25 protein-coding genes and 1 tRNA gene are annotated in these 22,585 nt (G+C 53.1%); 21 read left to right on the top strand and 5 right to left on the bottom strand.

Annotated elements, in window-relative coordinates:
• Positions 1 to 44: 44 nt before the first annotated feature.
• The 8 genes from DF283_RS10345 to DF283_RS10310 are packed head-to-tail and all read left to right on the top strand — an operon-like array spanning position 45 to position 8,768.
• Positions 45 to 614 carry a phage GP46 family protein gene (locus DF283_RS10345; RefSeq protein WP_303674772.1) on the top strand — a complete coding sequence of 190 codons (570 nt, stop codon included), beginning with the start codon at positions 45 to 47 and terminating at the stop codon, positions 612 to 614.
• A gap of 6 nt (positions 615 to 620) precedes the next feature.
• Complete coding sequence (locus tag DF283_RS10340; protein ID WP_303674771.1) at positions 621 to 1,691, top strand: baseplate J/gp47 family protein; 1,071 nt, start codon at positions 621 to 623, stop codon at positions 1,689 to 1,691.
• A gap of 6 nt (positions 1,692 to 1,697) precedes the next feature.
• A complete protein-coding gene (locus DF283_RS10335; protein WP_303674770.1) occupies positions 1,698 to 2,282 on the top strand; it encodes a YmfQ family protein in 585 nt (194 codons plus the stop codon).
• Between the two features lie 10 nt (positions 2,283 to 2,292).
• Positions 2,293 to 2,985 (top strand): phage tail protein, encoded by a 693-nt coding sequence (locus tag DF283_RS10330; RefSeq protein ID WP_303674768.1) that lies wholly within the window; start codon positions 2,293 to 2,295, stop codon positions 2,983 to 2,985.
• 12 nt (positions 2,986 to 2,997) lie between these two features.
• Positions 2,998 to 3,714 (top strand): phage tail protein, encoded by a 717-nt coding sequence (locus DF283_RS10325; RefSeq protein WP_303674766.1) that lies wholly within the window; start codon positions 2,998 to 3,000, stop codon positions 3,712 to 3,714.
• A 20-nt stretch (positions 3,715 to 3,734) separates the two neighbouring features.
• Entirely contained in the window at positions 3,735 to 7,787 is a 4,053-nt protein-coding gene (locus DF283_RS10320; RefSeq protein ID WP_303674764.1) for a glycosyl hydrolase family 28-related protein, read from the top strand.
• A gap of 14 nt (positions 7,788 to 7,801) precedes the next feature.
• Positions 7,802 to 8,188, top strand: a complete 387-nt coding sequence (locus DF283_RS10315; protein WP_303674762.1) for a hypothetical protein — start codon at positions 7,802 to 7,804, stop codon at positions 8,186 to 8,188.
• A 4-nt stretch (positions 8,189 to 8,192) separates the two neighbouring features.
• Positions 8,193 to 8,768 carry a hypothetical protein gene (locus tag DF283_RS10310; RefSeq protein ID WP_303674760.1) on the top strand — a complete coding sequence of 192 codons (576 nt, stop codon included), beginning with the start codon at positions 8,193 to 8,195 and terminating at the stop codon, positions 8,766 to 8,768.
• On the opposite strand, the gene DF283_RS10305 is transcribed toward DF283_RS10310, so the two are convergent.
• Positions 8,765 to 9,580, bottom strand: a complete 816-nt coding sequence (locus DF283_RS10305) for a hypothetical protein (RefSeq protein WP_303674758.1) — start codon at positions 9,578 to 9,580, stop codon at positions 8,765 to 8,767. The two genes, DF283_RS10310 and DF283_RS10305, sit on opposite strands and share 4 nt — an antisense overlap.
• 62 nt (positions 9,581 to 9,642) lie before the next feature.
• Here DF283_RS10305 and DF283_RS10300 point away from each other — a divergent pair, with 62 nt between their 5' ends.
• From DF283_RS10300 to DF283_RS10280, 5 genes are all read left to right on the top strand, one after another.
• A complete protein-coding gene (locus DF283_RS10300; protein WP_303674756.1) occupies positions 9,643 to 10,302 on the top strand; it encodes a hypothetical protein in 660 nt (219 codons plus the stop codon).
• A 183-nt stretch (positions 10,303 to 10,485) separates the two neighbouring features.
• Entirely contained in the window at positions 10,486 to 10,929 is a 444-nt protein-coding gene (locus tag DF283_RS10295) for a hypothetical protein (protein WP_303674755.1), read from the top strand.
• Positions 10,895 to 12,466, top strand: coding sequence for a phage terminase large subunit (terL, locus tag DF283_RS10290; protein WP_303674754.1), 1,572 nt, complete (start codon positions 10,895 to 10,897; stop codon positions 12,464 to 12,466). Before DF283_RS10295 ends, terL begins: the two co-directional genes overlap by 35 nt.
• A gap of 12 nt (positions 12,467 to 12,478) precedes the next feature.
• Positions 12,479 to 12,982 (top strand): ParB/Srx family N-terminal domain-containing protein, encoded by a 504-nt coding sequence (locus DF283_RS10285; RefSeq protein ID WP_303674752.1) that lies wholly within the window; start codon positions 12,479 to 12,481, stop codon positions 12,980 to 12,982.
• A complete protein-coding gene (locus DF283_RS10280) occupies positions 12,975 to 13,961 on the top strand; it encodes a DNA cytosine methyltransferase (protein WP_303674751.1) in 987 nt (328 codons plus the stop codon). The genes DF283_RS10285 and DF283_RS10280 overlap by 8 nt, the downstream gene beginning before the upstream one ends.
• Here the strand turns inward: DF283_RS10280 and DF283_RS10275 are convergent, their stop codons facing one another.
• Positions 13,962 to 14,375 carry a hypothetical protein gene (locus DF283_RS10275; RefSeq protein ID WP_303674750.1) on the bottom strand — a complete coding sequence of 138 codons (414 nt, stop codon included), beginning with the start codon at positions 14,373 to 14,375 and terminating at the stop codon, positions 13,962 to 13,964.
• Positions 14,376 to 14,495: 120 nt separating this feature from the next.
• Between DF283_RS10275 and DF283_RS10270 the strand changes: the two genes are divergently transcribed.
• Positions 14,496 to 14,732 (top strand): hypothetical protein, encoded by a 237-nt coding sequence (locus DF283_RS10270; RefSeq protein ID WP_303674749.1) that lies wholly within the window; start codon positions 14,496 to 14,498, stop codon positions 14,730 to 14,732.
• Between the two features lie 8 nt (positions 14,733 to 14,740).
• On the opposite strand, the gene DF283_RS10265 is transcribed toward DF283_RS10270, so the two are convergent.
• Together DF283_RS10265 and DF283_RS10260 are read right to left on the bottom strand one after the other, a co-directional pair.
• Positions 14,741 to 15,076: a DUF3768 domain-containing protein gene (locus DF283_RS10265; protein WP_303674747.1), complete on the bottom strand. Its 336-nt coding sequence runs from the start codon at positions 15,074 to 15,076 to the stop codon at positions 14,741 to 14,743.
• Positions 15,073 to 15,366 (bottom strand): hypothetical protein, encoded by a 294-nt coding sequence (locus tag DF283_RS10260; RefSeq protein WP_303674746.1) that lies wholly within the window; start codon positions 15,364 to 15,366, stop codon positions 15,073 to 15,075. Before DF283_RS10260 ends, DF283_RS10265 begins: the two co-directional genes overlap by 4 nt.
• A 144-nt stretch (positions 15,367 to 15,510) precedes the next feature.
• On the opposite strand from DF283_RS10260, the gene DF283_RS10255 reads away from it, so the two are divergent.
• Positions 15,511 to 16,389, top strand: a complete 879-nt coding sequence (locus tag DF283_RS10255) for a cation diffusion facilitator family transporter (RefSeq protein ID WP_303674745.1) — start codon at positions 15,511 to 15,513, stop codon at positions 16,387 to 16,389.
• Positions 16,390 to 16,842: 453 nt separating this feature from the next.
• On the opposite strand, the gene DF283_RS10250 is transcribed toward DF283_RS10255, so the two are convergent.
• Positions 16,843 to 16,919 (bottom strand) — tRNA-Ile (locus DF283_RS10250).
• A gap of 422 nt (positions 16,920 to 17,341) precedes the next feature.
• Here DF283_RS10250 and DF283_RS10245 point away from each other — a divergent pair.
• Genes DF283_RS10245 through DF283_RS10220 form a run of 6 tightly spaced genes read left to right on the top strand, consistent with a single transcriptional unit; the run spans position 17,342 to position 22,583 of the window.
• The gene (locus DF283_RS10245) at positions 17,342 to 18,079 is read left to right on the top strand and encodes an SDR family NAD(P)-dependent oxidoreductase (RefSeq protein WP_303674744.1); all 738 of its coding nucleotides are present in this window, start codon (positions 17,342 to 17,344) and stop codon (positions 18,077 to 18,079) included.
• 5 nt (positions 18,080 to 18,084) lie between these two features.
• Positions 18,085 to 18,549 carry an SRPBCC family protein gene (locus DF283_RS10240; RefSeq protein ID WP_303674743.1) on the top strand — a complete coding sequence of 155 codons (465 nt, stop codon included), beginning with the start codon at positions 18,085 to 18,087 and terminating at the stop codon, positions 18,547 to 18,549.
• Positions 18,549 to 19,529 (top strand): SelL-related redox protein, encoded by a 981-nt coding sequence (locus DF283_RS10235; protein WP_303674741.1) that lies wholly within the window; start codon positions 18,549 to 18,551, stop codon positions 19,527 to 19,529. The genes DF283_RS10240 and DF283_RS10235 overlap by 1 nt, the downstream gene beginning before the upstream one ends.
• Entirely contained in the window at positions 19,526 to 20,551 is a 1,026-nt protein-coding gene (locus DF283_RS10230) for an NAD(P)/FAD-dependent oxidoreductase (protein ID WP_303674740.1), read from the top strand. Before DF283_RS10235 ends, DF283_RS10230 begins: the two co-directional genes overlap by 4 nt.
• A complete protein-coding gene (locus DF283_RS10225; RefSeq protein WP_303674738.1) occupies positions 20,551 to 20,982 on the top strand; it encodes a hypothetical protein in 432 nt (143 codons plus the stop codon). The genes DF283_RS10230 and DF283_RS10225 overlap by 1 nt, the downstream gene beginning before the upstream one ends.
• Before the next feature lie 32 nt (positions 20,983 to 21,014).
• Positions 21,015 to 22,583 (top strand): cryptochrome/photolyase family protein, encoded by a 1,569-nt coding sequence (locus tag DF283_RS10220; RefSeq protein WP_303674737.1) that lies wholly within the window; start codon positions 21,015 to 21,017, stop codon positions 22,581 to 22,583.
• Positions 22,584 to 22,585 lie beyond the last annotated feature (2 nt).

Here is a 22,585-nt window from a genome sequence, read left to right as displayed (position 1 = left end):
TTACTTGATTCCCTGCGCTCATTGTTATCATAGGGGTAAGGCAGATGACAAGAGACATTCGCCTCTTTCACCATGCCGGTGAAGGGGGAACCCTGGGCTACTTTGACGCTCAGCTCAAATACCGCGATCTTGAAGCGGATGAAACGCTAGAAACCTCTGTAATAGTCAGTCTGTTTACAGATAAACGGGCGGCCTTGACCGATCCGCTTCCCGCTGGGGAAACTTTTCGCCGGGGTTGGTGGGGCGATACCTTTGCGGCACTGGATGGGGATGAAATCGGATCGCACCTCTGGCTTTTGGCTCGGGAAAAGGCCACGCAAGAAACGCTCAACCGGGCCAAAGAGTATTCCCTTGAAGCCCTCGCCTGGCTCATTGATGACGGTATTGCCGAAAACGTTCAGGTCACCACCTTTTGGGTGAGCAAAATCGCTGGGGTGATGGGAATCACCGTTGAAATCACCAAGATGACGGGCTCCAAAGAGCGTTTCAACTTGATCTGGAACCGGCTCCTGCAAGGCGAACCCTCCACGGCTGTGGCCCCTCACAAAATCCTGTCGCTTGAAAGCAATCAGGACTTCCTGGCCACCGATGATAACCAATTCCTGGAGCAATAACGCGCCATGGACACCAACTTTGCACGGCCCACTTTGGAGCAACTGCTCGACAGAATCCGGGGCGATATTAACACGCGGATTTCGGGAGCCGATTCCAGGGTCAGGCGGTCCTTTCTGGGTGTCATCGCCCGTATCCTGGCGGGCCTGGCCCATGGCTTGTATGGCTACCTGGACTTTATCGCCAGACAAGGCATTCCCGATACCGCAGAGCGCGAGTATATGGAACGCTGGGCGGCTGTGTGGGGGGTGGATCGAAAAGCGGCTACCAAAGCCCAAGGCAATTGTACCTTTACCGGTAATAACGGAAGCCTGATAAACATTGGCCAGAAACTGCAACGCGGAGATGGGGAGCTGTTTGAAACCGTCAAAGCCGGGGTCATTGATGGAAATATCCTGATTTTAACAGTCCGGGCCTTAAAAGCCGGAAAAAATGGCAATACCGTCACCGGAACCATTCTTACTTTTGTAAACCCGATTTCAGGCTTTAACGCCGAATCAACGGCGGGCGAACTGACGGGCGGCACCGATACCGAAACCGATGCCAGTTTGCGGGAAAGAATGCTCGCCCGGATTCAACAACCGCCCCATGGGGGAGCGCTCTTTGATTATGTGAACTGGGCTCGCGAAGTGGAAGGCGTCACAAGAGCCTGGGCCACGCAAGAACTCGGGGCGGGCACAGTGACGGTGCGTTTTATGATGGATAACACGTACCCGGACGGGATTCCGCAAGGGGACGATGTCACCAGAGCCAATGACTATATCCAGAATCTGCGCCCGGTGACGGCTCAGGTCTTTGTGGTTGCTCCAACGCCTGCTCCCATCGATTTTGAAATTGTTCTTCTGGATAGCGACGGTTCTCCCGTTGCCGATCCGTTGATTCAAGCGGCTGCGGAAGCGGAACTTGCCGATCTGTTCAAGCGTGAAGGCGAGCCGGGCGGCACCATTTATTTGTCCCGCATCCGGGAAGCGATCTCCATTGCCCAAGGGGAATTTGCCCATAACCTGCTGAGTCCATTGGCGAATGTGTCCGTTGGGATTGGCGAAATCCCGGTTGTGGGAACCATCACCTGGAGCTAGAACCCCATGAGTGCAAGCGCCAAGGATTATTACGAGCAAATTAAAAAGCTCAAACCCAGCGGGCAGGCGTGGCCGGATGAGGACGATCTCACCCAGAACCGGCTATTGCAGGCATTGGCTGATGAATCCGCCCGTATCGATGAGCGGGCGGATGACTTGAGCGATGAACTCGATCCCCGCGTGACACTCGAACTCCTGATGGATTGGGAGCGAACGGCAGGCTTGCCCGATCCCTGCACCGGCCTTGCTCAAACAGTTGAGCTACGACGCCAAGCGGTGGTGGATAAGCTCAACGCCCGTGGCGGTCAGCACAAGCAGTATTTCATCGATCTGGCCGCACGGTTCGGCTTTGTGATTTCCATTACCGAAACCTGGCCAACCACTGCCGGGATGCCTTGTGGAATCGGCGATTACGGGGACACCTGGCTGCATTACTGGGAAGTCAATGCGCCCCTAGACACCATTCGCCATACCAAGACTGGCATCGGATCCTGCGGGGATCCGATTCGCAGTTGGGGTAATGAGATTCTGGAATGCCTCATTAACCGCTATAAGCCAGCCCACACCATCGTGATTTTCACCTATAGCTAGGGGGCTTTGCATGTATCGTATCGATAACGTGACATCGGTGGCCACACCACCGGCGATTCCGCCTGCTCAAAGCGAAGCCTTCTGGGACAGGGGCACCCATATGGAAGATTGGTGGCTCAACATGATTCAGGAGGAAATCCGCTCGGTTGTTTTGGCTGGGGGATTAAACCCGGATAAAGCGGACAATACCCAGTTCACCAAGGCGATTGATGCTCTCATCCAGGAAGCGGGTCTGGCGGTGGAAACGGGATCCATCCTCTGGTTTGCCGGAGAAAAAATTCCGGCGGGTTATCTGGAATGTGACGGTCGGGCCGTTTCCAGAACCGATTACCAGCGCCTATTCGCTGTTTTGGATACAAGTTATGGCGTAGGAAACGGGGCCACCACCTTTAACGTGCCGGATCTTCGGGGACGCTTTGTCCTGGGCAAAGACGATATGGGTGGCACCAGCGCGGATCGGGTGGTTGCCCTTCAAGCGGATTCTCTTGGAGGCGCGGGCGGTTTGGATAAAGTCCAGTTGAGTGTGGCGGAGCTACCCAGCCACACCCACACCTATAGCGTGGCCAGCTCCAGCGGGGGCGGCATGAATTTTAACGATTCCGGAGACGGCAATGTCTCGACGACAACCGGCAACACGGGCGGAAACCAGGCCCATAACAACATACCCCCTTTTATCACGCTCAAGGCCATCATTAAAAGCTAGGACGGAACGCGTATGTATCGCATTGACAATTCAACCAGCGTGACGACCGCACCCAATGTCCCTGCTCCCGCCCAAGAGCGGTATTTCACCAACGGGGATCCCGGAGCTGGCGTTGCGGCCACCAAGCTGGATAGCTGGTGGTTCAACATGATCCAGGAAGAAATCAGGCAAGCCATCGTGGATGCGGGTCTGATTCCCAATAAGAATGACAATACCCAGTTGTCTCAAGCCATCCAGAACCGGATAGCCGCAGCCGGATCCGGCATCCCCTCGGGCACCTTGCATCCCTGGCCAACAGCGGATATTCCTTCGGGGTATCTGCTGTGCGATGGTTCTGCGGTTGATCGAACGACATTTGCCGATCTCTTTACTGTCATCGGTACGACCTATGGGGCGGGTGATGGGGTCACTACATTCAACCTGCCCGATTTGCGAGGGCGATTTCCCTTGGGAAAAGATGACATGGGCGGCGTTTCGGCCAACCGGGTCACGGACGGACAGGCGGATGTGCTGGGCGGGTTTGGCGGCACGGAAAAGCACACACTGACAGTGGCTGAAATGCCCTCTCACGGCCACAGTTATTCGGCGCCTTCCCATAGTGGAAGCGGCATGAACTTTAACGGTTCCGGTGACGGGCCGGTGGGGACCACAACCGGTGCTACCGGAGGCGGGCAACCCCATGAAAACATGCCGCCTTATCTCACGTTGAACTACATCATCAAATCCTGAAGACGGGGAATTTTTTGACTATGGCTGAAGATCGGATTCAGATAAGCCAGTTGCCTTCGACGCTTTCACTCAATGAAAGCGATGAACTTGCGATCAACAACGCGGGCGATACCCGAAAAGCAAGCCTGACCCAGGTGAAAAAGACGATTGGGGTGACCGATCACCTCGCGGATCTTGAAGCCCACCGTCCCATGGATGACACGGTCACCGCCCCGGATACGATCTGGTCTTCTCAAAAAACCCGCGATGAAATTGACACGGCGCTGACCAACCGCCAAGTGAATTCGGATCAGTTCTCTGGTGTTCTGCCGCCCACCAAGGGGGGGACGGGTATGGGCACCCTGGACGGAGGCAAGTTGCTGATTACGCAACCCGATGCCATGACGGAAGTGGCAATGGGGCCAACGCTTGCTGAAACCGGTGGGGCCATTGATGTAGTCGAAGATACCAGCGTTCAGAAAGTGGAGCTAGCGGTGGATGGGAATCTCGGCGGGGTCAGAAAGCAAGTCAACTTTATCAGTAACGGGGATGTCGTTGTTGAACTGAGCGATGATCCGATCAATAACAAGCTGGATGCCGAAATCAAGCTGCTGGCCCGAGGTCCCCTGGAAGTGCATGATAACGGCATTGCTTTGGCTGGCACGGTGGGTATTGTCAACATTGTGGAAGGGGACAATGTCAGAACGGATCTGGTGTTTAATGCCGGGGATCCGGAAGGGGAACCTGCAATTCCTTCCAGTGTGGAAGTGACCATTCATGCCGATGTCTCGATTCAGGATGAAGGGGTGGATATTGCCACCCGGCCCAAGCTGAATTTCAAGGACGGTTTAAACACTGTGGCGGTGGTTACCGATGATCCAGTCAATAGCCGCATTGATGTCAATGTGGATGTGGATCTTTCCGGCAAGGCCAATGTCACTCATACCCATACGCTTTCTGAAGTCGGCGATGCCGGGTTGTTGGCATCCAAAGACCAGGTAGAAGCTCCCACGGATTTTTCAGCGACCGGCACCCCGGATGCCACCACCTTTTTGCGCGGGGACAATGTCTGGGCCATTCCTCCGGGCGGGACCGGGGTTGTGGATGTCTATGACAATGGCGTTTTAACGGGCTCTCGGGGCGGAGTCAACTTTATTGCAGGCCCGAATGTCACCATAACCCAGAGCGATGATGCCGGTGGGGATAAAGTAGATGTGACCATTGAAGCCACAGGAAGTGGCGGAGGCGGCGGCATTCTGTGGCGCGATTCATCGGATGTGAATGTCGCTAACACCACCTCATTAACCCAACTATTCAGCTATACAATTCCTGGCGGCACTCTGGGGCCAGGGGATGTGATCCGCGTTCATGTACGCGGTTCCGGCTTGAATAACACTGGAGGCTTACAAGCCTTTAGCTGGCGTACCAGTCTCGGCGGACAAAACCAGGATTCCGCTTTCAGCAACTTTGGCAACCATGCCAGTGGCTTTGACTGGGTGCTCGATTACGAAATCATGGCCAATGGCTCAGGTTCTCAACAAGTGACAGCGCATCTTCAAACCTTCCAGCACAAGGCCGATCCCGAAGATGAAGGCTGGTTGCTGACCACCAACCTGAACCTGGATATGACGGTCGATCAGACCTTCCAGCTCTTTGTTACGCCCTTTACCGCCAATGCCTCGCTTTCTATCACCAAGGAAGCGGCCTGGGTGGAGCATGTGGCGGAATCCGATTCAGGGGGCGGAGGCGGTGGAGGCGGCGGCATTACCGGCGTTGGCATTCGCAATAACAGCGCCACCATTGTCGGCACCCGGCCCAATATCAATTTTCATCCGGGCAGCAATGTGACCCTCACCATCACCGATGACGCGGTGAACAATGAAGTGGATGTAACCATTGCCGCAGCCACCGGCAGCGGCAGCAGCATGTTCTTGAACGTGCAGGATTACGGAGCCGTGGGGGACGGGGTGACCAGTGATTCCAGCGCCATTCAAGCGGCTATTAATGATTCCGTGACGCTGGGCCTGTCCGGGGTATTCTTCCCGGACGGCGTTTACCGGATTACCACGGCCATTACCCCGCCAGGGGGCTCTGCGGGCCGGGAACGCCCTTCCATTGTTAACTGGAACCCCATTAGTGAACGGATTACTTTTGACAAGGATCCGGGCCTGCAAAACGGGGATCCCATCGCTTTTCAGGGAGACGGCCTCCCATGGACCGTCACCGAGAACAAGGTCTTCAATGCTAGGCGTATCAGTGCCCTTGAATATGAACTCTATGATACCCGTTCCAATGCCACCAATACCGCTTCCACAGCCGGACGCATTGATCTGATTGGCCGTACCGTTTCATCCATTAATCTCACCACCAATGAAATCACGTTTTCCGCCCCTCACCTGATGCGCACGGGCCAGCGGGTGCGCTTCCAATCCACCGGTTCCTTGCCAAGTGGAACCGATATTAATACCGAATACGTTTTCCGGGTGGTGTCCCCCACCGTGGGAACCATTCACCCGATTAACAATTTCACCACCTCTAACGATTTTCCGGCTTATCACGCGTATTACTATCCGAGTTCTCAACCTTCAGGTGGCCGCACCCCTGAGATTATCGACATTACCAGTGCAGGATCCGGCACCATCGATATGAAACGGGTGGGGGCTCAACTGCATCCCGGCACAACCAAGTATCACAATGGATTGATTCTCAAAGGCTCCGGCAACGCCATTATCGCCAAAGACCCCAATCAGGGTCTAAGCCTGCTTTTCTGGGCGCACCGATTTGATAACCTGGTGGTGGAAGATCTCGAATTCTGGGGCCGCAACTATGAAGAACGCTGGCTGGATGAATTCGGTGGCTCTTATCCATATTGGGGCGATGATGGGTTTCGCGTGGAATCTTGTCATAACGTGGTCTTTAACCGTTGCCGCTTCAAATACTTTGGGGACGGGGCGCTTCGCTTTCAGACGGCCTTTAATGACAAGAACATTGGGCCGATGGCCGAAAGTCTCACCGTGGAAAACTGCTGGTTTTTCATGTGTACGCAAACCAGCTCCACCGTCTCCAATACGGCGCACCCTTCAGCCGCCACCACCATTCGCTTTATCAACAACACCTTTGAGAAGATGCGAACCGGGGTCAAACTCTCCTCCAAAAAGACCGAGGGGATTGCGGATGCCTGGTTTATCGGCAACAAATGGAAAGATTGCAAGATCAGTCACCAGTTCAATGCCCCTCTCGAAATCCAGTCCTTCAGCCGGGTCTATGTCAAAGACAATACCTGGGAGAATCAGGGAACAACGGGCAACATTGAACCTTATTGCATACTGATTATTCCCAACAATTCCGCCACCGCTTCCAAAGGCCCGATCAATAACATCACCTTGGAAGGCAATGTGATTGAAAACTGTCCTCGGGGTTTTAAAATTTCCAACCGTTCTTACATCGATGGCCCTGTGGTAATGGAAGATGTGACCATCCGGGGGAATCATTTTAGAAATCTCACTTCCACCTTTAGTGAAGGGGCGATCTCCATCAGCATCAATCCTGTGCGGCGGGTGGAAATTTCCGGCAATCATTTTGATGACATTGCAAACCAGTATTGCATATTCATTAACCTGATTGATGATTCCGATGGCGTTCAGTCTTGCAATTACGTCTTGGACAGTAACTTCTTTGGCAACATGACTCACGCCAGTGCCAGTCTCATCAGCCTGACTCTCGATAACCAGGGTGGACCAGTAGGCGCAAAAATGCTGCGGGGCTTTATTTTCTCTAACAGCGTGATTACCACGCCTGTTCCGCTCCTTCGAGCCATCAACGTGTCCGATATGCTCTTTAGCAATATCATCTACAACGCCCCCAGCGGAACCTTCCACAACCCCACGCTCTTTAGCGGAATTAGCCGCTTCCGTTACAACAATTGCCACATCACCGCCACCAACGGGATTGATCATCCCAGCACCCCGCATCTGTTTATCACGGGGTGTTCTTTCAATTGCTCAGGCATTGCCATCAAGAACGCCACCTCTCAAAGCGCCACGGCCTTTATCGAGGGGAATCATGTTGTCAGTGGCTCGGTTAGCTTCCAATAAATGGAGTATCAGCAATGGAACAAGTGAACTGGCTTGAAGCCATCCTCACCCAGGTTCTGGGTCCCATGGGGCTCACCATTGGGGCCTTAATTGTCGTAAGGGAGTTGTTTCTGATGTTCATCAAGGAACGCGAAGCCAGCCGGATATCGGCGCAGGAACAGCGGGATTACCTGACCAAAGAAGCCGATCATAACCGTACTGCTTTTATGGATGTCCTGGCGCTCTTGAAGTTAGAACTCGCCATGTGCAATGAGCACCGGGATGAATGCACAAAGCAAATCACCTTCTTAACTGAAAAGTGCGCCACCTTGCAGGAGCGGGTGGATCAGCTCGAAGGCCCGCTGCGCACGATTCTCGCGAAAGTAGAAGCCGGTCTCAAAAAAAAATCACGCAAGAGGTAATGCTATGAACCCATTGCCCAGATTGTCGGAATCGCAAATTGAGCGCATCCGGCAAGTCAAACACGTCTTTGAAAAAGTGGAGAGATTGACCGGGGTGCCTTGGCAAGCCGTGGCAGCCGTGTGGTATCGGGAGAGCTTTTCGGTCACACCACCCAAAACACCCGGCGGCCCGTTTCAGTTTGATCCCGTTTTGCAACCCGAGACGATTTGCAATTTGCTGAAGTTCTTTACCCGGTTATCGAGTGCTGAGATAGAGCAATATGCAAGCAAAGGCATCAATGATTTTGAAACCGGAGCATTGTGTGCCGCTTGCTGGCTGCGTTTGAAAACAAAGCCAGTCATTACGCCTGAAGCTTCGGATGAGGTCATCAAGGATGCCTTGTACGGATACAACGGGCGAGCATACGGAGGTGCGGATAAAAGTCCCTATGTCATGAACGGTTTTGATCAAACGCACCGGGATATGGTCTTGAGGGGGACGATTCCAGATGGAAGAGGCGGGAGGAAATGGGTAGAGATTGTCGATAAGCGACCCGGCGCATTCACGGTCTACAAGCAGCTGAAATCGTTGATTCTTTAGGTAGTCTCTTTAGAACCGCCATAAATTTCCATATTTCTATTGAGGGTTGCTTGTAATTCCGCCAACTGGTCCATAAGCTCCAGCATTTCGTTTTGGACGCTATCTAGTGACGCAGTAACAATTTCCCTAAATTGTTCGTATGCGATTTCGCCTGACTTAAAGAACTCGACTGGTAATAACCGTAAGGTCATTTGGGGAACCACAATATGATTTCCAGTGGCATATACCGAGACCTTTTGCCCATTGAAATCCAGGCGATACTCGATTCTCTTTTTGAGGATTTTACTTGTCCCTTTGTGATTTTTTGCCTTCTTGGAAGTATTTTGTTTTTCCGTTCCAGACGGGGGAATACTTTGCTTATTATCTTTTTGTTGTCTTTCCCTTTGTTCAGGCGGAATGTAGTGATAGTAAACTATTTCCCGATATTGAGAATTAAAATCGGTTTTATACGTGGGTCTATATAAGAGTCCTGGCCGGGTAAGAGAAACTTTAATCTGAGGCTTATCAGATATTCTCTCCCTCTTTATGCTCGTCCCCATCTGCCCTTTCTGAACATATTCCTTCAGGATGGGCTCTACATAACGAAGGGTAAAAGTCCCTTCCACCATATCTTTAAGCTGCTCGATGATTTCATTCACGGTGTAGCCATTTTGGCCACATTCTGAAAGCAGCTTACAAATCGCCTGCTTCACCTCTGGCTGTTTATCGAGGATATCAATATTTCCAAGATCGAGATATGAGGCGGGCGTAGATAGCTGTTCTCGAAGCTGTTTATGTATCCGCTTTACCTTTTTCCAATACTTCTTGCTCATTTTTACCCCAAATAAGCTTTATCACCCGAAGAATAACACAATCGCTTCGTAAGGAGCTATATATGACCCGAAAAATCGTAGCCATCCATGGTATTGGTAATACCCAGCCGGGATGGTCTGAATTTCTGCGTCTTGAATTAGAGATTCCCCAGGAGAACTGGATCGAGTTTCATTATGAGGATCTGCTGGATCGATCCTTGTTTAACCGGCTGGTTGTCTCTGCAATCGGGATGCTGCTCACATGTATTGCCGGACGTGATGCGGCAGCATTGGCTAGTATGCCCAAAGATTACATCAATGACGTTGTGTCATATTTCTGGCTAAAGAAAACGCACAATGCCATCCAGGCCCGGTTAGCCGGAGTGTTACAGGTAAATCCGGATGCGATCATCCTGGCCCACTCCCTGGGAACCGTGGTGGCCTATGAAACGCTCAAGAACTTCAATCTCAAGGCACATACGCTTTTTACATTAGGCTCTCCGCTTTCCAAGGGGCTGGTGAAAAGATTCTTGCAGGTGCCAGACTTCAAGCGGCCCAAAATCAGGAATTGGTTTAATGTCTGGGGTCGCTTTGATCCCATTGGCGGCAAAATCAACGGCTTGGGTTGCAAGGTGAAAGATCAGTTCAGAATCCACAATGCCCATGATCTTTTGGTCTATGTGCACTCCCAGAAACTGCGGATGCAGGAGATTTATGAGGAAGTCGAAGAAATGGCTTCCTGACAATAGAGGGGGATAGGGTATGACACGAAAAGACGGCTTGTTTCAAGCCTTGACCGGGTTAATACAAGTTGTGACCTTGATTCTGTTTGTTCATTGTTTGCAAGCTGCTTTGGGCCTGGTGGTTAAAGCCTTGTCACTTTTTGTCTTGTTCACACAGCCTTCGGACCTGATATAGGAGGGGAAATGATGAATCAGCACAAACGCATCAAGCAGGTTGAATACCTCAGACGTGTTGATGTCATGACGGCGCTTCTGGGAAAAAGTATTCCTTACTCCCACATGATAAAGCTCGCCTGCCAGCAATGGGGAATTTCCGAGCGCCAGGCCAAACGATACATCCAGGAAGCAAGAGAAAACGTAAAAGAGGCTGGATCCCAACCGCTATCGGATCTTTATCACCAGGTTATCAGTTGGTTTGTTTCCATCTACCAGGATGCCACTCAGTCACAAGATAACGAGCTTCGCAGGAAAACCGCAAAGGACATGTTGAATTTGCTCAAACAGATTAAAAAGGATCTGGGACATGCGGAATTCAAAAAAAGTGAATCCAGACTCATTGAGTCGGGTGAACTGGAAGAAATTATCAGAGCACTTGAAAACGAGGAGCGAACTTTCCCAACTGAATAAAATCAGTGCCCTGGCCTACATGAGGAGCTTCCAGGAATTTGATTTCTTCGTGCAATGCTTTTTTCCGCATCATTGCCAGTTCCTCTTTTCAAAGATGCATGGCTGTTTCGTCAAGGATGAAGAGGATCCTCTTCGACGGGGGCGCCGCGATGTGATCGCGGCGCCCCGCGGCCATGCCAAGACCACCTTCAAGGTTTTGTTCAAAGCCATCCATGCCATTGTTTACGGTTACGAGCCCTTTATTTTGATCATTGGGCACTCGGCTCAAGAAGCCCAGGGGAAAGTCCAGAACATTCTCGACGAGCTTCAAACCAACGAGAGACTGATTGAAGTCTTCGGGGACCTGGCACCGCCCGAAAAACACCGTTCCCGCAAAGGATTCGTAACCAAAAACGGCATCCGGATCATGGCCAAATCCAAGGGCCAGCAAGTCCGGGGTCTGATTCACGGACAACACCGTCCCAGTCTGATTCTTTGCGACGATATCGAGTCATTGGAAGGTACCTTATCACCTGAACAAAGAGCCAAAACCAGGGATTGGTTCTTCAAGGATGTCATGAAATGCGGGCAAGTGGACGGATCGACCAATATCACGGTCATTGGAACCTGCCTGCATCCAGAATCCCTTTTAAGTGAGCTTCTTCAATCCCCCGGCTGGTTTTCCCAGAAATACCAGGCGGTAGTAAGCTTTACTGAGAATGAATCCCTTTGGGAACAATGGAAAGCCTGTTATACGGATTTGTCCAACCCGAACCGGCAAAGTGAGGCTGCGGATTTTTTCGAGGCCAACAGGGAACTTATGCTCAAGGGAACGCATGTTCTCTGGCCGGACGGGGAATCGTACTTGCAACTTATGAAGATGCGCATCGATGAAGGCCAGGCCAGCTTTTACAGCGAAAAACAAAATGAGCCTTTGGATCCGGAACGCCAAATCTTCGATATGAAAAGGGCCAAACGCTTCCGGATTGAAGAAGATGGCGTCCTATGGCTGGATGGTTCTGACAAACGGGTGGCTTGGAGCGATTTCGAGCGCATCGTCGCTTTTCACGACCCGGCTCTTGGCAAAAAACCGGGCCAGAATTCAGAGCCTGATTTTGCGGCCATCGTATTGGTGGGCAAGGATTACGATGGGTATCTCTATGCGCTTGATTGCTACATGGAAAAAGCGGCTCCCGCGATTCAGATCGAGAAAGCTCTTTCTTTGCATGGCAAATGGGGTTTTGACACTTTGTATCTCGAAGACAATAACTTCCAGCAGTTATTAAAACCCTTATACACTCAGGCTATTGAGCAATCGGGGCTCACGGATATTCGGGTGGTGGGTGTCCACCAACACCAGAACAAATACCAGCGGATTTCCACCCTGGAACCGGATATCAGCAACGGGTACCTGCTTTTTGCTGACAGCATCCATCCGCGCCTCATCGATCAAATGGCGCTTTTCCCAACCAGTTACGATGACGGGCCGGATGCGTTGCAGGGGGCAGTCTCTCAACTCAGGCGAGCATCTCACCTGCCGCGTTTCCGCAGCATGTAAGGAGAAATGGCTATGAAACTGGAGATTACCGCAGTATCCCTGGATAAAATCAGGTTGCCCGAAAACCCGCTGAAAGAGCATCCCGATGGGCAGATTCGCCAAATTGTCGCTAGCATCAGGCAATTCGGGTTCAATGACCCGGTGGCCATTGACGAAAACGGTGAAATCGTCGAAGGGGTGGGCAGGGTTCTTGCCGCCCGTGAACTTGGGATGAGCGAAATCCCGGTTATTACCCTTTTGCATTTGAGTGAAGCCCAGAAAAAGGCTTATTGCATCGCCCATAACAAGATTTGCCATAACAGCGGATTCAATCTGGAAAGGCTTCGTTCCTTGATCGAGTTGCTTTGCAGGGAAGACGATCCGGCATTGCTTGAAGCAACCGGCTTTGCTCAAGCTGAGCTGGATGATTTGCTAGCGGCTCCCATGGAGCCCGAGCTGGGCGGGGAACTGACAGGCTCGATGAAGGACGCACCCAAAGTCATTTGCCCTCATTGCGGAGAAGCAGTCTATGTCTAGCACATCAAAAAGTATGAGAGTCATCAGCCTTTTTGCAGGATGCGGTGGGTCGAGCCTTGGCTACAAGCTTGCCGGATGCAAGGTGCTGGCCGCGGTGGAATTTGATAAGCATGCCGCCGCCGTTTACCGTGCCAATTTTCAGGAAACCCGCCTGTATGAAGCCGATATCGCGACTCTCGATCCCCTAGAGGTTCTGAAAGAACTGGGGCTTGAGCCGGGAGAACTGGAGATCCTCGACGGCTCACCACCTTGCCAGGGCTTTTCGATGGCTGGGAAAAGGCGAATGGACGATCCCAGAAACCGCCTGTTTGAAGAATACGTGCGGCTCCTAAGAGCCATCCGCCCTAAAGCGTTTGTCATGGAAAACGTGCCGGGTCTGGTTACTGGAAAGATGAGAGGCATTTTTTATGAAATGGTGAAAGCCTTGTCTGAAGCGGGCTATGAAGTCAGGGGCCGTATCTTGAATGCTGTTCATTACGGCGTTCCACAGAGTCGAAAAAGGGTCATACTGATTGGATTCAGGAAAGACTTGGACCTGATACCCGAACACCCGGTGCCGTGTACGCATCCGGTCACCTTCCGGCAAGCCACAGAAGACTTGAGTGAACATGAAATGATTCAGGCTCCCAAAGGCAAGGCGCTTCATACGGCGAAAGCAATCCGGGCCGGTGAATCCGGGGCCGACCTGCACAAAAGATACCGCCAAAAAGCGAACGAATTCTCCCTGATTCGTTTGGCTTGGGATGCTCCTTCACCAACTGTCCTGAAAACGCTGAGGCCAGGGCAGGTGGGCCTGCTTCACCCGAGTGAGGACCGCTTCCTGAGCATTGGAGAGCTGAAAAGGGTCTGCGCATTCCCGGATGATTTCGTTTTGCACGGATCATTCATAGACCGCTGGGGGCGGTTAGGGAATGCGGTTCCGCCTCTGCTCACAAAAGCGGTGGCCCAAAGCGTCGTTCGGCAACTTTGTGAGTCTTGATTATGGGTAGCTGGCTGCCATATCCAGACCCTTATTCATAAACCGGGTGGCATGAATGATGCTTGAGGCATCATCCTCATGCTGCTCGGGATGCCGATCATACAGGGTATGGAGGTATCTCTCGCCCAACTTGTCCAGTTTGCGGAGCATGTTGTTGAGATTATTGACCAGCAGTTTCACAGTCTTCAGGTCGATTTCCGTTTTTTGAGCCACCTGATAAGGCGTCAGGGAAGAAAGGGAAATCATGTAGCAGACGCCGTAAAGAAACTGCGTTCTTGAGCTGCCTTCCCTTCGGCAATGCTCATCTATTATGGCTTCCAGCTTCCGATTGACCGGAAATTCAGACAGCTCCTGAAGGAAGACGGTCAGCCATTCATCGGCTTCGGGAAGCAGTATGTGCGGCGGAGAATTCATGATGAGTTTTATCCTACCACAGCCATAATCCCGGTCTAATCAAAGCAACCTCAGGAAATCCTCGGGCTTTCCTGATAAGATTAACGGGAGATCCCATACCCTGTAATCCGGTGATATGTCATGGATGACGAAATCAAGATAACGGCAAGTGATGGTGTTGAAATGCGTATTTCTTCCACGAATCCCGAAGTTACGCAAGAGTGGGTTGAGGAGAACATCCGGCAAGCAAAGTTACAGCATGCCGAGATGAAGAAAAAATATCCGACTATCGGGGATGCCGAAGCAGCCTACAAGAATGGCGAAATCACTTGGACCGATAAAGAAGTTTATATCGAAGTCGAATTGGGTTGGGTCTAACCTCTATCTTAGTATTCCTCAGCAAGCATGAGGGTCATGACCCGCTTGGTCTTGGCTGGGTCTGCCGGATCCTCGCTTCCAAAGGTCAGCGTGGGGTCGTAGTAGTCGATCTTCCAAAAGAGCCGTTTTCCTCCGACCTCAAAAGCCCCGAAATCATGCTCCCCATAAGGATCATTATCTTCGGAAAAATCGTCGAAGGTTTGGACTTTCCTGAAAACTTCATAATGCTCAAGCTCGGATAGGGCCTGAACCCCTGCCGTGAGCATGACTTGCCCGCCCAAGAGCGTTTTACGAAACGCATCATTGAGGTGGGCTATTTGTGTTGCTTGCGTGGTATCGATCAATGGCCTTCTCCTCTCAGCTCGAAGATGTGCCGGCAGAAGCGTTCCGCTACGGCGTTAGCGAAGTCCGTCCACTCTTCCAAGATTCGACCTTCCTCATCGAAGGCGCCATCTTCGGCAAAAGGGTAGAGCATATTGTGGTCGCAGATATCGCCGAGGGTACCGAAGGGCGTAATGCCTTCATGCCGGGTACTGATGGCGTATTCGATATCGGCTGGTTCTAACTGGCTCAAGACATGCTGAAATCCCTGCTCCACGGTCATACCCTTGAATGTCATTTCGGAGCTCATCATAGGCTGTCTCCTTATGTTCTAGCGGATCCATACCATGTTATGGCGATGTCCGGGTTTCGGGAGCCCCCTGCGCCTTCCATCCTTACATTTCCTTGCGAAGTTGGGTCTGTGGACTGTAATATACTCTTGCCAAAGAGAGGATCCATGAACGTATCTGCTCCAGCAAACGAAACACCTGAAATGGTTCGCTACCGTGTTACCGGAATGGACTGCTCTTCATGTGCAGCCAAGATAGAAAAGGCCGTACGCGGGGTTGGGGTCGATAACGTGAAAGTTTCAATCGCTACTCAGGTAATGACCCTGAGCCTAGAGAACCCGGATACCAAGCTCCCGGAAGTTGAAAGCATCGTACAGGCTCTTGGATACCAACTAGACCGGCTGGATCGCATTCCTGTCGAGCCTGGCGACGATGATGAACTGCCCAAAGACCTGACCCATATTGCGCCTGGCTACAAACGGGCACTGTGGACGGTTGTCCTGCTGAACGTGGGCTATGGCGTGATAGAAGTGGTTGCAGGCTTTATGGCTGGATCTCAAGCCCTTAAAGCCGATGCGCTTGATTTCCTGGGGGACGGCCTGATTACCTTCATTGGCCTTCTTGCAATCGGATGGAGTCTAAAGTGGCGGGCACGTTCCGCCCTTATCCAGGGCTTGTTTTTGGGGGCGCTCGGAATCGGTGTGCTCGTTTCCACGATCTATCGTGTTCTGGTGACGCATCAACCGGATGCGGAAATGATGGGGATATTTGGCGGTATCGCCCTTATTGTGAATGTTGGGGCGGCAGTGGTGCTTATCCCTCACCGTGCCGGTGATGCCAATGTCCGTGCGGTTTGGCTGTTTTCCCGAAATGACGCCATCGGGAACCTCGCTGTGGTCATAGCGGCGGGGTTGGTGGCCTGGACCCACACGCCATGGCCCGATTTGGTTGTTGCTGCGGTGGTAGCAGGTCTATTCCTGCAATCTTCCTGGTCGATTGTCCGCGATGCGCGAAATGACCTGCGCGAGGCTGGTGACTCAGGGTAAAACTCCTTCTTACAGGCCGTTTGTTAGGCTAAAAAGCTTATGGGGCAAGTCATTTTGGCAACAATTGTTAGACAGGGATCAACCCGCCGGGGATTGTGAGCAAATCCCTTATCGGCTGAAACCCTTACCAGTCTTGCAAATTTTTGGAAGAGTGGGTGCCTGGGCAACATTCCTCCGGGGATAGTGACCCGTCACAACCCTTCCGGGTGTGTGCTCTCGATCCTTCAACGGCTAACCTGGCAAGGGTTTCAGACATTTGGGCCTCATCCCCCCGTCGGGTGAGCTTTTAAGAGGCGAAATCCAATCATAGCTGGAAAATTCTTCGCCCTGGTTTCCAGAAATGAGGCCAGCACAAAAAGAGGGCCGCAGATCTCCCAAGGGTGAGGCCCCAAAATCTAAAAATAAAAAATCAGCCCAGAGGCCGATTTCCTTGCTATGACTGGATATAGGGAATGGTGGGCCATCGGTGACTTGAACACCGGACCTCACCCTTATCAGGGGTGCGCTCTAGCCAACTGAGCTAATGGCCCATACAAAGCACTGGCTGGTGTGTTGTGCTTTGAATGTATGTAGATTAGCAGCCACAAAAAAAGATGTCAACAAACTGGTGCGTTTGAACCCCTCCGCTTCGAACGGCCGGGGTGGTGCCCCTCTCGTGCGGTCTTTTCAGGATGCCTTAAGCGTCCGGCCTTGATAGCCCGCCTGCAGCAGGCCTGACTGATAGAACTCACACAAACCGCACCAAAGCCGTGCTAAACTGTGAAGCATGGGCACAGATTCCCTACTCCTATTATCACATCAATCTCAAATGCAGTTTGAAACGCAGTCTGAAGCAGTGTTGCAACCTTTTACCGGATCCATCTTTATCGTTTTTTCAAAATCCATTCACCCAAATCAGCCTCTCCGTATCATTGATTCGTAAATTTACGATTACCTTTTCTGGAGCTTGCGCATGAACGATCGGGTCTATCTCGTTACCGGAGCCACCGGCGGAGTCGGTCAAGCCCTGGCAAGACGACTGCATCAATCCGGGGCTACCTTGTATTTGTCCGCCCGAGATGAGGCCAAGTTGCTGCCTCTGGCCCAAGCACTGAATGCCACCCCCTTGCTTTTGGATTCTACTGATGCCGGGGCTGTCGATCAAGCCCTGCAAACGGTGCAAAGCCAGTCGGGACGATTGGATGGGCTGGCCCATTGTGTGGGCTCCCTCATCCTGAAGCCTGCCCATCTGACCAAGCCCGATGAATGGCTGCAAACGCTGAATATTAACTTAAGCAGCGCCTTCTATTGGCTGCGGGCCTCAGTTCGGCTGATGGAGAAATCCGGCGGGGGCAGCGTGACCTTCGTCTCCTCTGCGGCGGCCCGGTTGGGCATTGCCAATCACGAAGCCATTGCGGCGGCCAAGGCCGGGCTTCATGGGCTGGCGTTATCCGCTGCGGCCACCTATGCCCCCAAAAATATTCGGGTGAACGTGGTGGCCCCCGGGCTGGTGGACTCTCCCTTAACCGAAAAACTCTTGAATAGTGACCTGGCCCGACAGGAATCGGTGAAGAAACACGCCCTGAATCGGCTGGGCACCCCTGAGCAAGTGGCTTCCGCTCTGGCCTGGCTCCTGAGTCCCGAGCAGGACTGGGTCACCGGGCAGATTATTGGCGTGGATGGTGGTTTAGCGACAATCGCCCCGAGGTGAAAAGAATGACACGATTTATCAAGCAAACCCGGATCGAAGCACCGGCTGAAGTGGTGTTTGCCTGGCACGAATTGCCCGAAGCCCTGCCCTCCCTCATTCCCCCGTGGGAAAATGTTCGAGTGGTCAATCAAACCGGGCCGATTTCCCAGTCGGGCAGTCGGGTCACCCTGAGAATCAATATGCTGGGCCCTATCACGGTGGACTGGGTTTCCGAGCATCATAATTATCAAGCCGGTCGCCAGTTTCAGGACACCCAAATCAGCGGTCCCTTCGCCCGCTGGACGCATACCCATCGGGTCATTCCCATTGATGAGGCCCATTGCCTGCTGGAAGATGACATTGACTACGCCTTGCCGCTGGCCCCCCTGTCTCATTGGGTGGCCGGGTGGATGGTTCGGCAAAAATTACAGCGCATGTTCGATTACCGACACGCACAGGTGGTGAAAGCGTTTTCCGGGGTAAAACGCTGATGGCTCGGCAGCTTTCCGCCCAAATGCCCCAGTGGAGTTTTGCCGTTCTGGCTGTGGCCGGGATTTATAACATCCTCTGGGGTGGGTTCATGGTGCTATTTCCCAATGCCGTATTCCAGCTCAGTGGGGCGGTGTTGCCCAACTACCCTGAGCTGTGGCAGTGCATCGGCATGATCGTGGGCGTGTACGGGCTGGGTTACCTGATTGCGGCCACGGATCCCCGCCGTCATTGGCCCATTGTGCTGGTGGGGCTGTTGGGTAAAATTTTCGGTCCCATGGGCTTTGCCCTGGCCCTCGTGCAGCAACGCTTTCCCCTGCTTTTTGGCTTGAACATCGTTACCAACGATCTCATCTGGTGGGTGCCCTTTTTCCTGATCCTGAAATCGGTTTACACCCTGTGGCGAGCGGATCGGACCCCCAATGCGTTTGCCTCATTGCCTGCGGCGCTAGATGAGCCGATTCCGGCCTTGGACGCATCCTTGCGCACCCTGTCCCAGGATGATCCGCTCCTGCTGATTTTCTTGCGGCATTCCGGTTGTACCTTTTGCATGGAAACCCTGACTCAACTGGCCCGGCAGCAGGACGCCCTGAAGACGGCTGGACTGCGGGCTGCGGTGGTCATGATGTCGGCGCCGGAGGCCATGGAAACGCTTTGGCAGCGTTACGGCCTGCAGGAGATCTTCCCCATTACTGATCCGGATCGCCGGTTTTACAAGGCCTTTGGGCTGAGTCGTGCCAATTTTCAGCAGGTTTTTGGCGGGTCGGTGTGGGTACGGGGCTTTCAGGCCTGGACCCAAGGCGGGCATGGCATTGGCCCCCTGGATGGCGATGGTTTTCAGTTGGGCGGCGCCTTTTTGATTCAAGCCGGTCAGGTGATTGTGTCCCAACCACAAACCAGCGCCGCTGATCCCATCGATTGGGAGCGTTTTCTGAGCAAGACTACACAATATAAAGCAGACGGAAAAGCAGGTGCCGCATGAGCAACAACCACCTCATTGTCATCATCGGTGCCGGAATGGCCGGTTTAATAGCGGCGTCCAAACTACAGGCAGCCGGTCAGGACGTGCTGGTGCTGGAAAAAAGCCGGGCGCTGGGCGGTCGGCTGGCCACCCGACGTCTGCAATCGGCAGGGTTTACCACCGTCTTTGATCATGGGGCCCAATACTTCACGGCCAAAGATGCCCGCTTTCAACAGCTAGTTGAGGACTGGATTGCCCAGGGGGTGGCCCGGGTCTGGTTTGATAAGTCCACGGAAAACGGGCACAGCTACCCCACTTTTATCGGCGCAGAGGGGATGACCCGCATTGCCAAGCATCTGGCCCAGGGGATCACGGTGCGTAAAGCGGCCAAAGTGACCCGTCTCGCCATGGCCGAACCGGGCTGGCAGGTTTTTCTGGAATCGGGCGGGTGCCTTCAGGCCAGTGCTATTATTATGACTGCGCCCACGCCCCAAGCCGTGGACATTTTAACGGCCAGTGCGTTGGATCTTCCCACCGAGCAATGGGACGCCTTAAAAGCGGTGACATATGATCCCTGCGTGGCCCTGCTGATGTGCCTGGATGGCCCGGTGGACCTGCCGGACAAGGCCGGTTACTGGCAACCGGAGAAGGGATCTCTCATTGGCTGGGTGGCGGAGAATCATCAAAAGGGCATTTCCCCCAACGGGTTTGGCTTAACCATTCAAATGTCCCCCCGCAGTAGCACAGAATGGTTTGATCAAAGTGATGAGGCCTGTTATGAGTGCATGCGTCAGGCCGTGCAACCGTATCTGGGGGAGGCCCAAATTCTGGACTGGCAAGTCAAGCGCTGGCGCTACGCTTTGGTCAAAAATGCCGGAACCCAGTATTACCAATGGTTTCAGCAAACCCCGCCGCTGATTTTAGCAGGCGACGCTTTTGCCGGGCCTCGGGTGGAAGGGGCTGTGTTATCTGGCTTGGTGGCCGCCGAACAGTTACTGAAGCACTTAAATAATCAACCCGCCGTTGGAAGTGGAACCCTCTGATGCAAGCGTGGTTGATACTGGCCTTGGCAACCTCCTGGATGATGACCGGTATCATCTGGTTCGTGCAGTGGGTGCATTACCCCCTGTTTGACCGGGTGGGTCGGGAGGGCTTTGCCCATTACGAACAAACCCATACCCGGCGTACCTTTCAGGTCTTGTTGCTGCCGCTGGGACTGGAAGCCCTGAGCGGGGCTATCCTGTTTGCGGGCTATACCGGCGACATCCTGAAAAGCCCGGTTTTGATAGCTGTTCTGGGCTTACAAGGGGTCATTTACGGCTTGACCTTTTTTGTGCAAATGCCCCTGCATCGCACATTGGAAAAAGGCTTTTCCGAGCAGGCCTACTGTTGGCTGGTACGGTCCAATTGGCCCCGCACCGTTTGCTGGACCGCAAAATCGCTGTTAGTCACGCACTACCTATTTAATCGGTAAATTTTTTGTGAATTTGGAAAGGATCTGGTCTGATGAACATCCGTCGGTTGGTGATCATACTGGGTGATCAGTTGACCCTGGACAATCCGGCCCTGAGAGACTTTGACCCGAATCAGGATTGCGTGTGGATGGCGGAAGTGGCTGAGGAATCCACCAAAGTGTGGACGCACAAGGCTCGCATCGTGCTATTTCTGAGCGTCATGCGCCATTTCAGGCAATTGCTGGACAGCAAGGGCTATCGGGTGCATTACGTCTCACTGGATGATGCGGAGAATCAGGGGAGTCTGGCCGCTCAACTTCAGCACGATTTAACCCGCTTAAACCCTCAATCGGTTTGCATGACCGAAGCGGGCGAGTGGGACGTGGCGCAGGCTCTACAGGGGGTTGTACAGGCCGCTCAACTTCCCTTTGAGGTGTTGGAGGACAGTCATTTTTTCTGTTCCAAAGCGGAATTTGCCCAGCACGCCAAGGGCAAAAAGCAGTTGCGCATGGAGTTTTTCTATCGCTGGATGCGCCAAAAATATAATGTGTTGATGCACGGCGCGGAACCGGAGGGCGGGCGCTGGAATTACGATCAGGAGAACCGGGGCAGTTTCGAGAAATCCGGGCCCGGTGCCGTGCCGGAGCCGATTCCCTTTCAACCGGATGACATTACGCAAGCCGTGATCGCACTGGTGGAAAGGCGCTTCCCCGAGCATCCGGGGAGTGTGCAGACCTTCGACTGGCCGGTTACCCCTGAGCAGGCTGAGCAGGCCTTGCAGGATTTTATCGAATATCGCCTGCCCCAGTTTGGACAGTATCAGGACGCCATGTGGTATGGCCCCAAGCAGGATCAGCCCTATCTGTATCACTCCCGTTTATCGGCGGCCATGAACCTGAAGCTGCTCGATCCGCGCCGGGTGATTGCCGCCGCCGAATCGGCCTACCATCAGGGAAAGGCCTCGCTGGAAGCGGTGGAAGGTTTTATTCGGCAAGTGCTGGGCTGGCGGGAATACGTGCGAGGCATCTACTGGCTTCACATGCCCGACTACCGGGAACTCAACGCCCTGCAGGCCAATCAGCCACTGCCTGATTTTTACTGGACGGGTCAGACGGAAATGCGATGCCTCAATGCGGCCATTGGCCAGACCTTGCGGTATGGATACGCCCATCACATTCAACGCTTGATGGTGACCGGATTGTTCGCCTTAATGCTCGGCGTCCATCCCAAAACGCTGCACGAATGGTATTTGGCCGTGTATGTCGATGCCGTGGAATGGGTGGAATTGCCCAACACGCTGGGCATGTCCCAGTTTGGCGATGGGGGCATTATGGCCTCCAAGCCGTATGCGGCCACTGGCAAGTACATTCAGCGCATGAGCAACTACTGCCAGCACTGTCCCTACAACCCGGCAGAGCGAGTGGGGCCCACCGCTTGTCCATTCACAACGTTATACTGGGACTTCCTGATTCGGCATCGGCCGTTGCTCAGTAAAAATCCCCGTATGGGCTTGCAGCTAAAAAACGTGGATCGACTGGATAGCGCTGAAAGTCTGGCCATTCAGGCGCAGGCGGATGGCTTGCGGCAAAAACTGCAACCAAAACGGCCTCAAGAGGTTTAAGC

This window comes from Vampirovibrio chlorellavorus (assembly GCF_003149375.1).
Taxonomy (GTDB): domain Bacteria; phylum Cyanobacteriota; class Vampirovibrionia; order Vampirovibrionales; family Vampirovibrionaceae; genus Vampirovibrio; species Vampirovibrio chlorellavorus_B.
The sequence above is the reverse complement of the archived record's forward strand: the minus strand, read 5'-3'. Positions and strand labels throughout refer to the sequence as shown.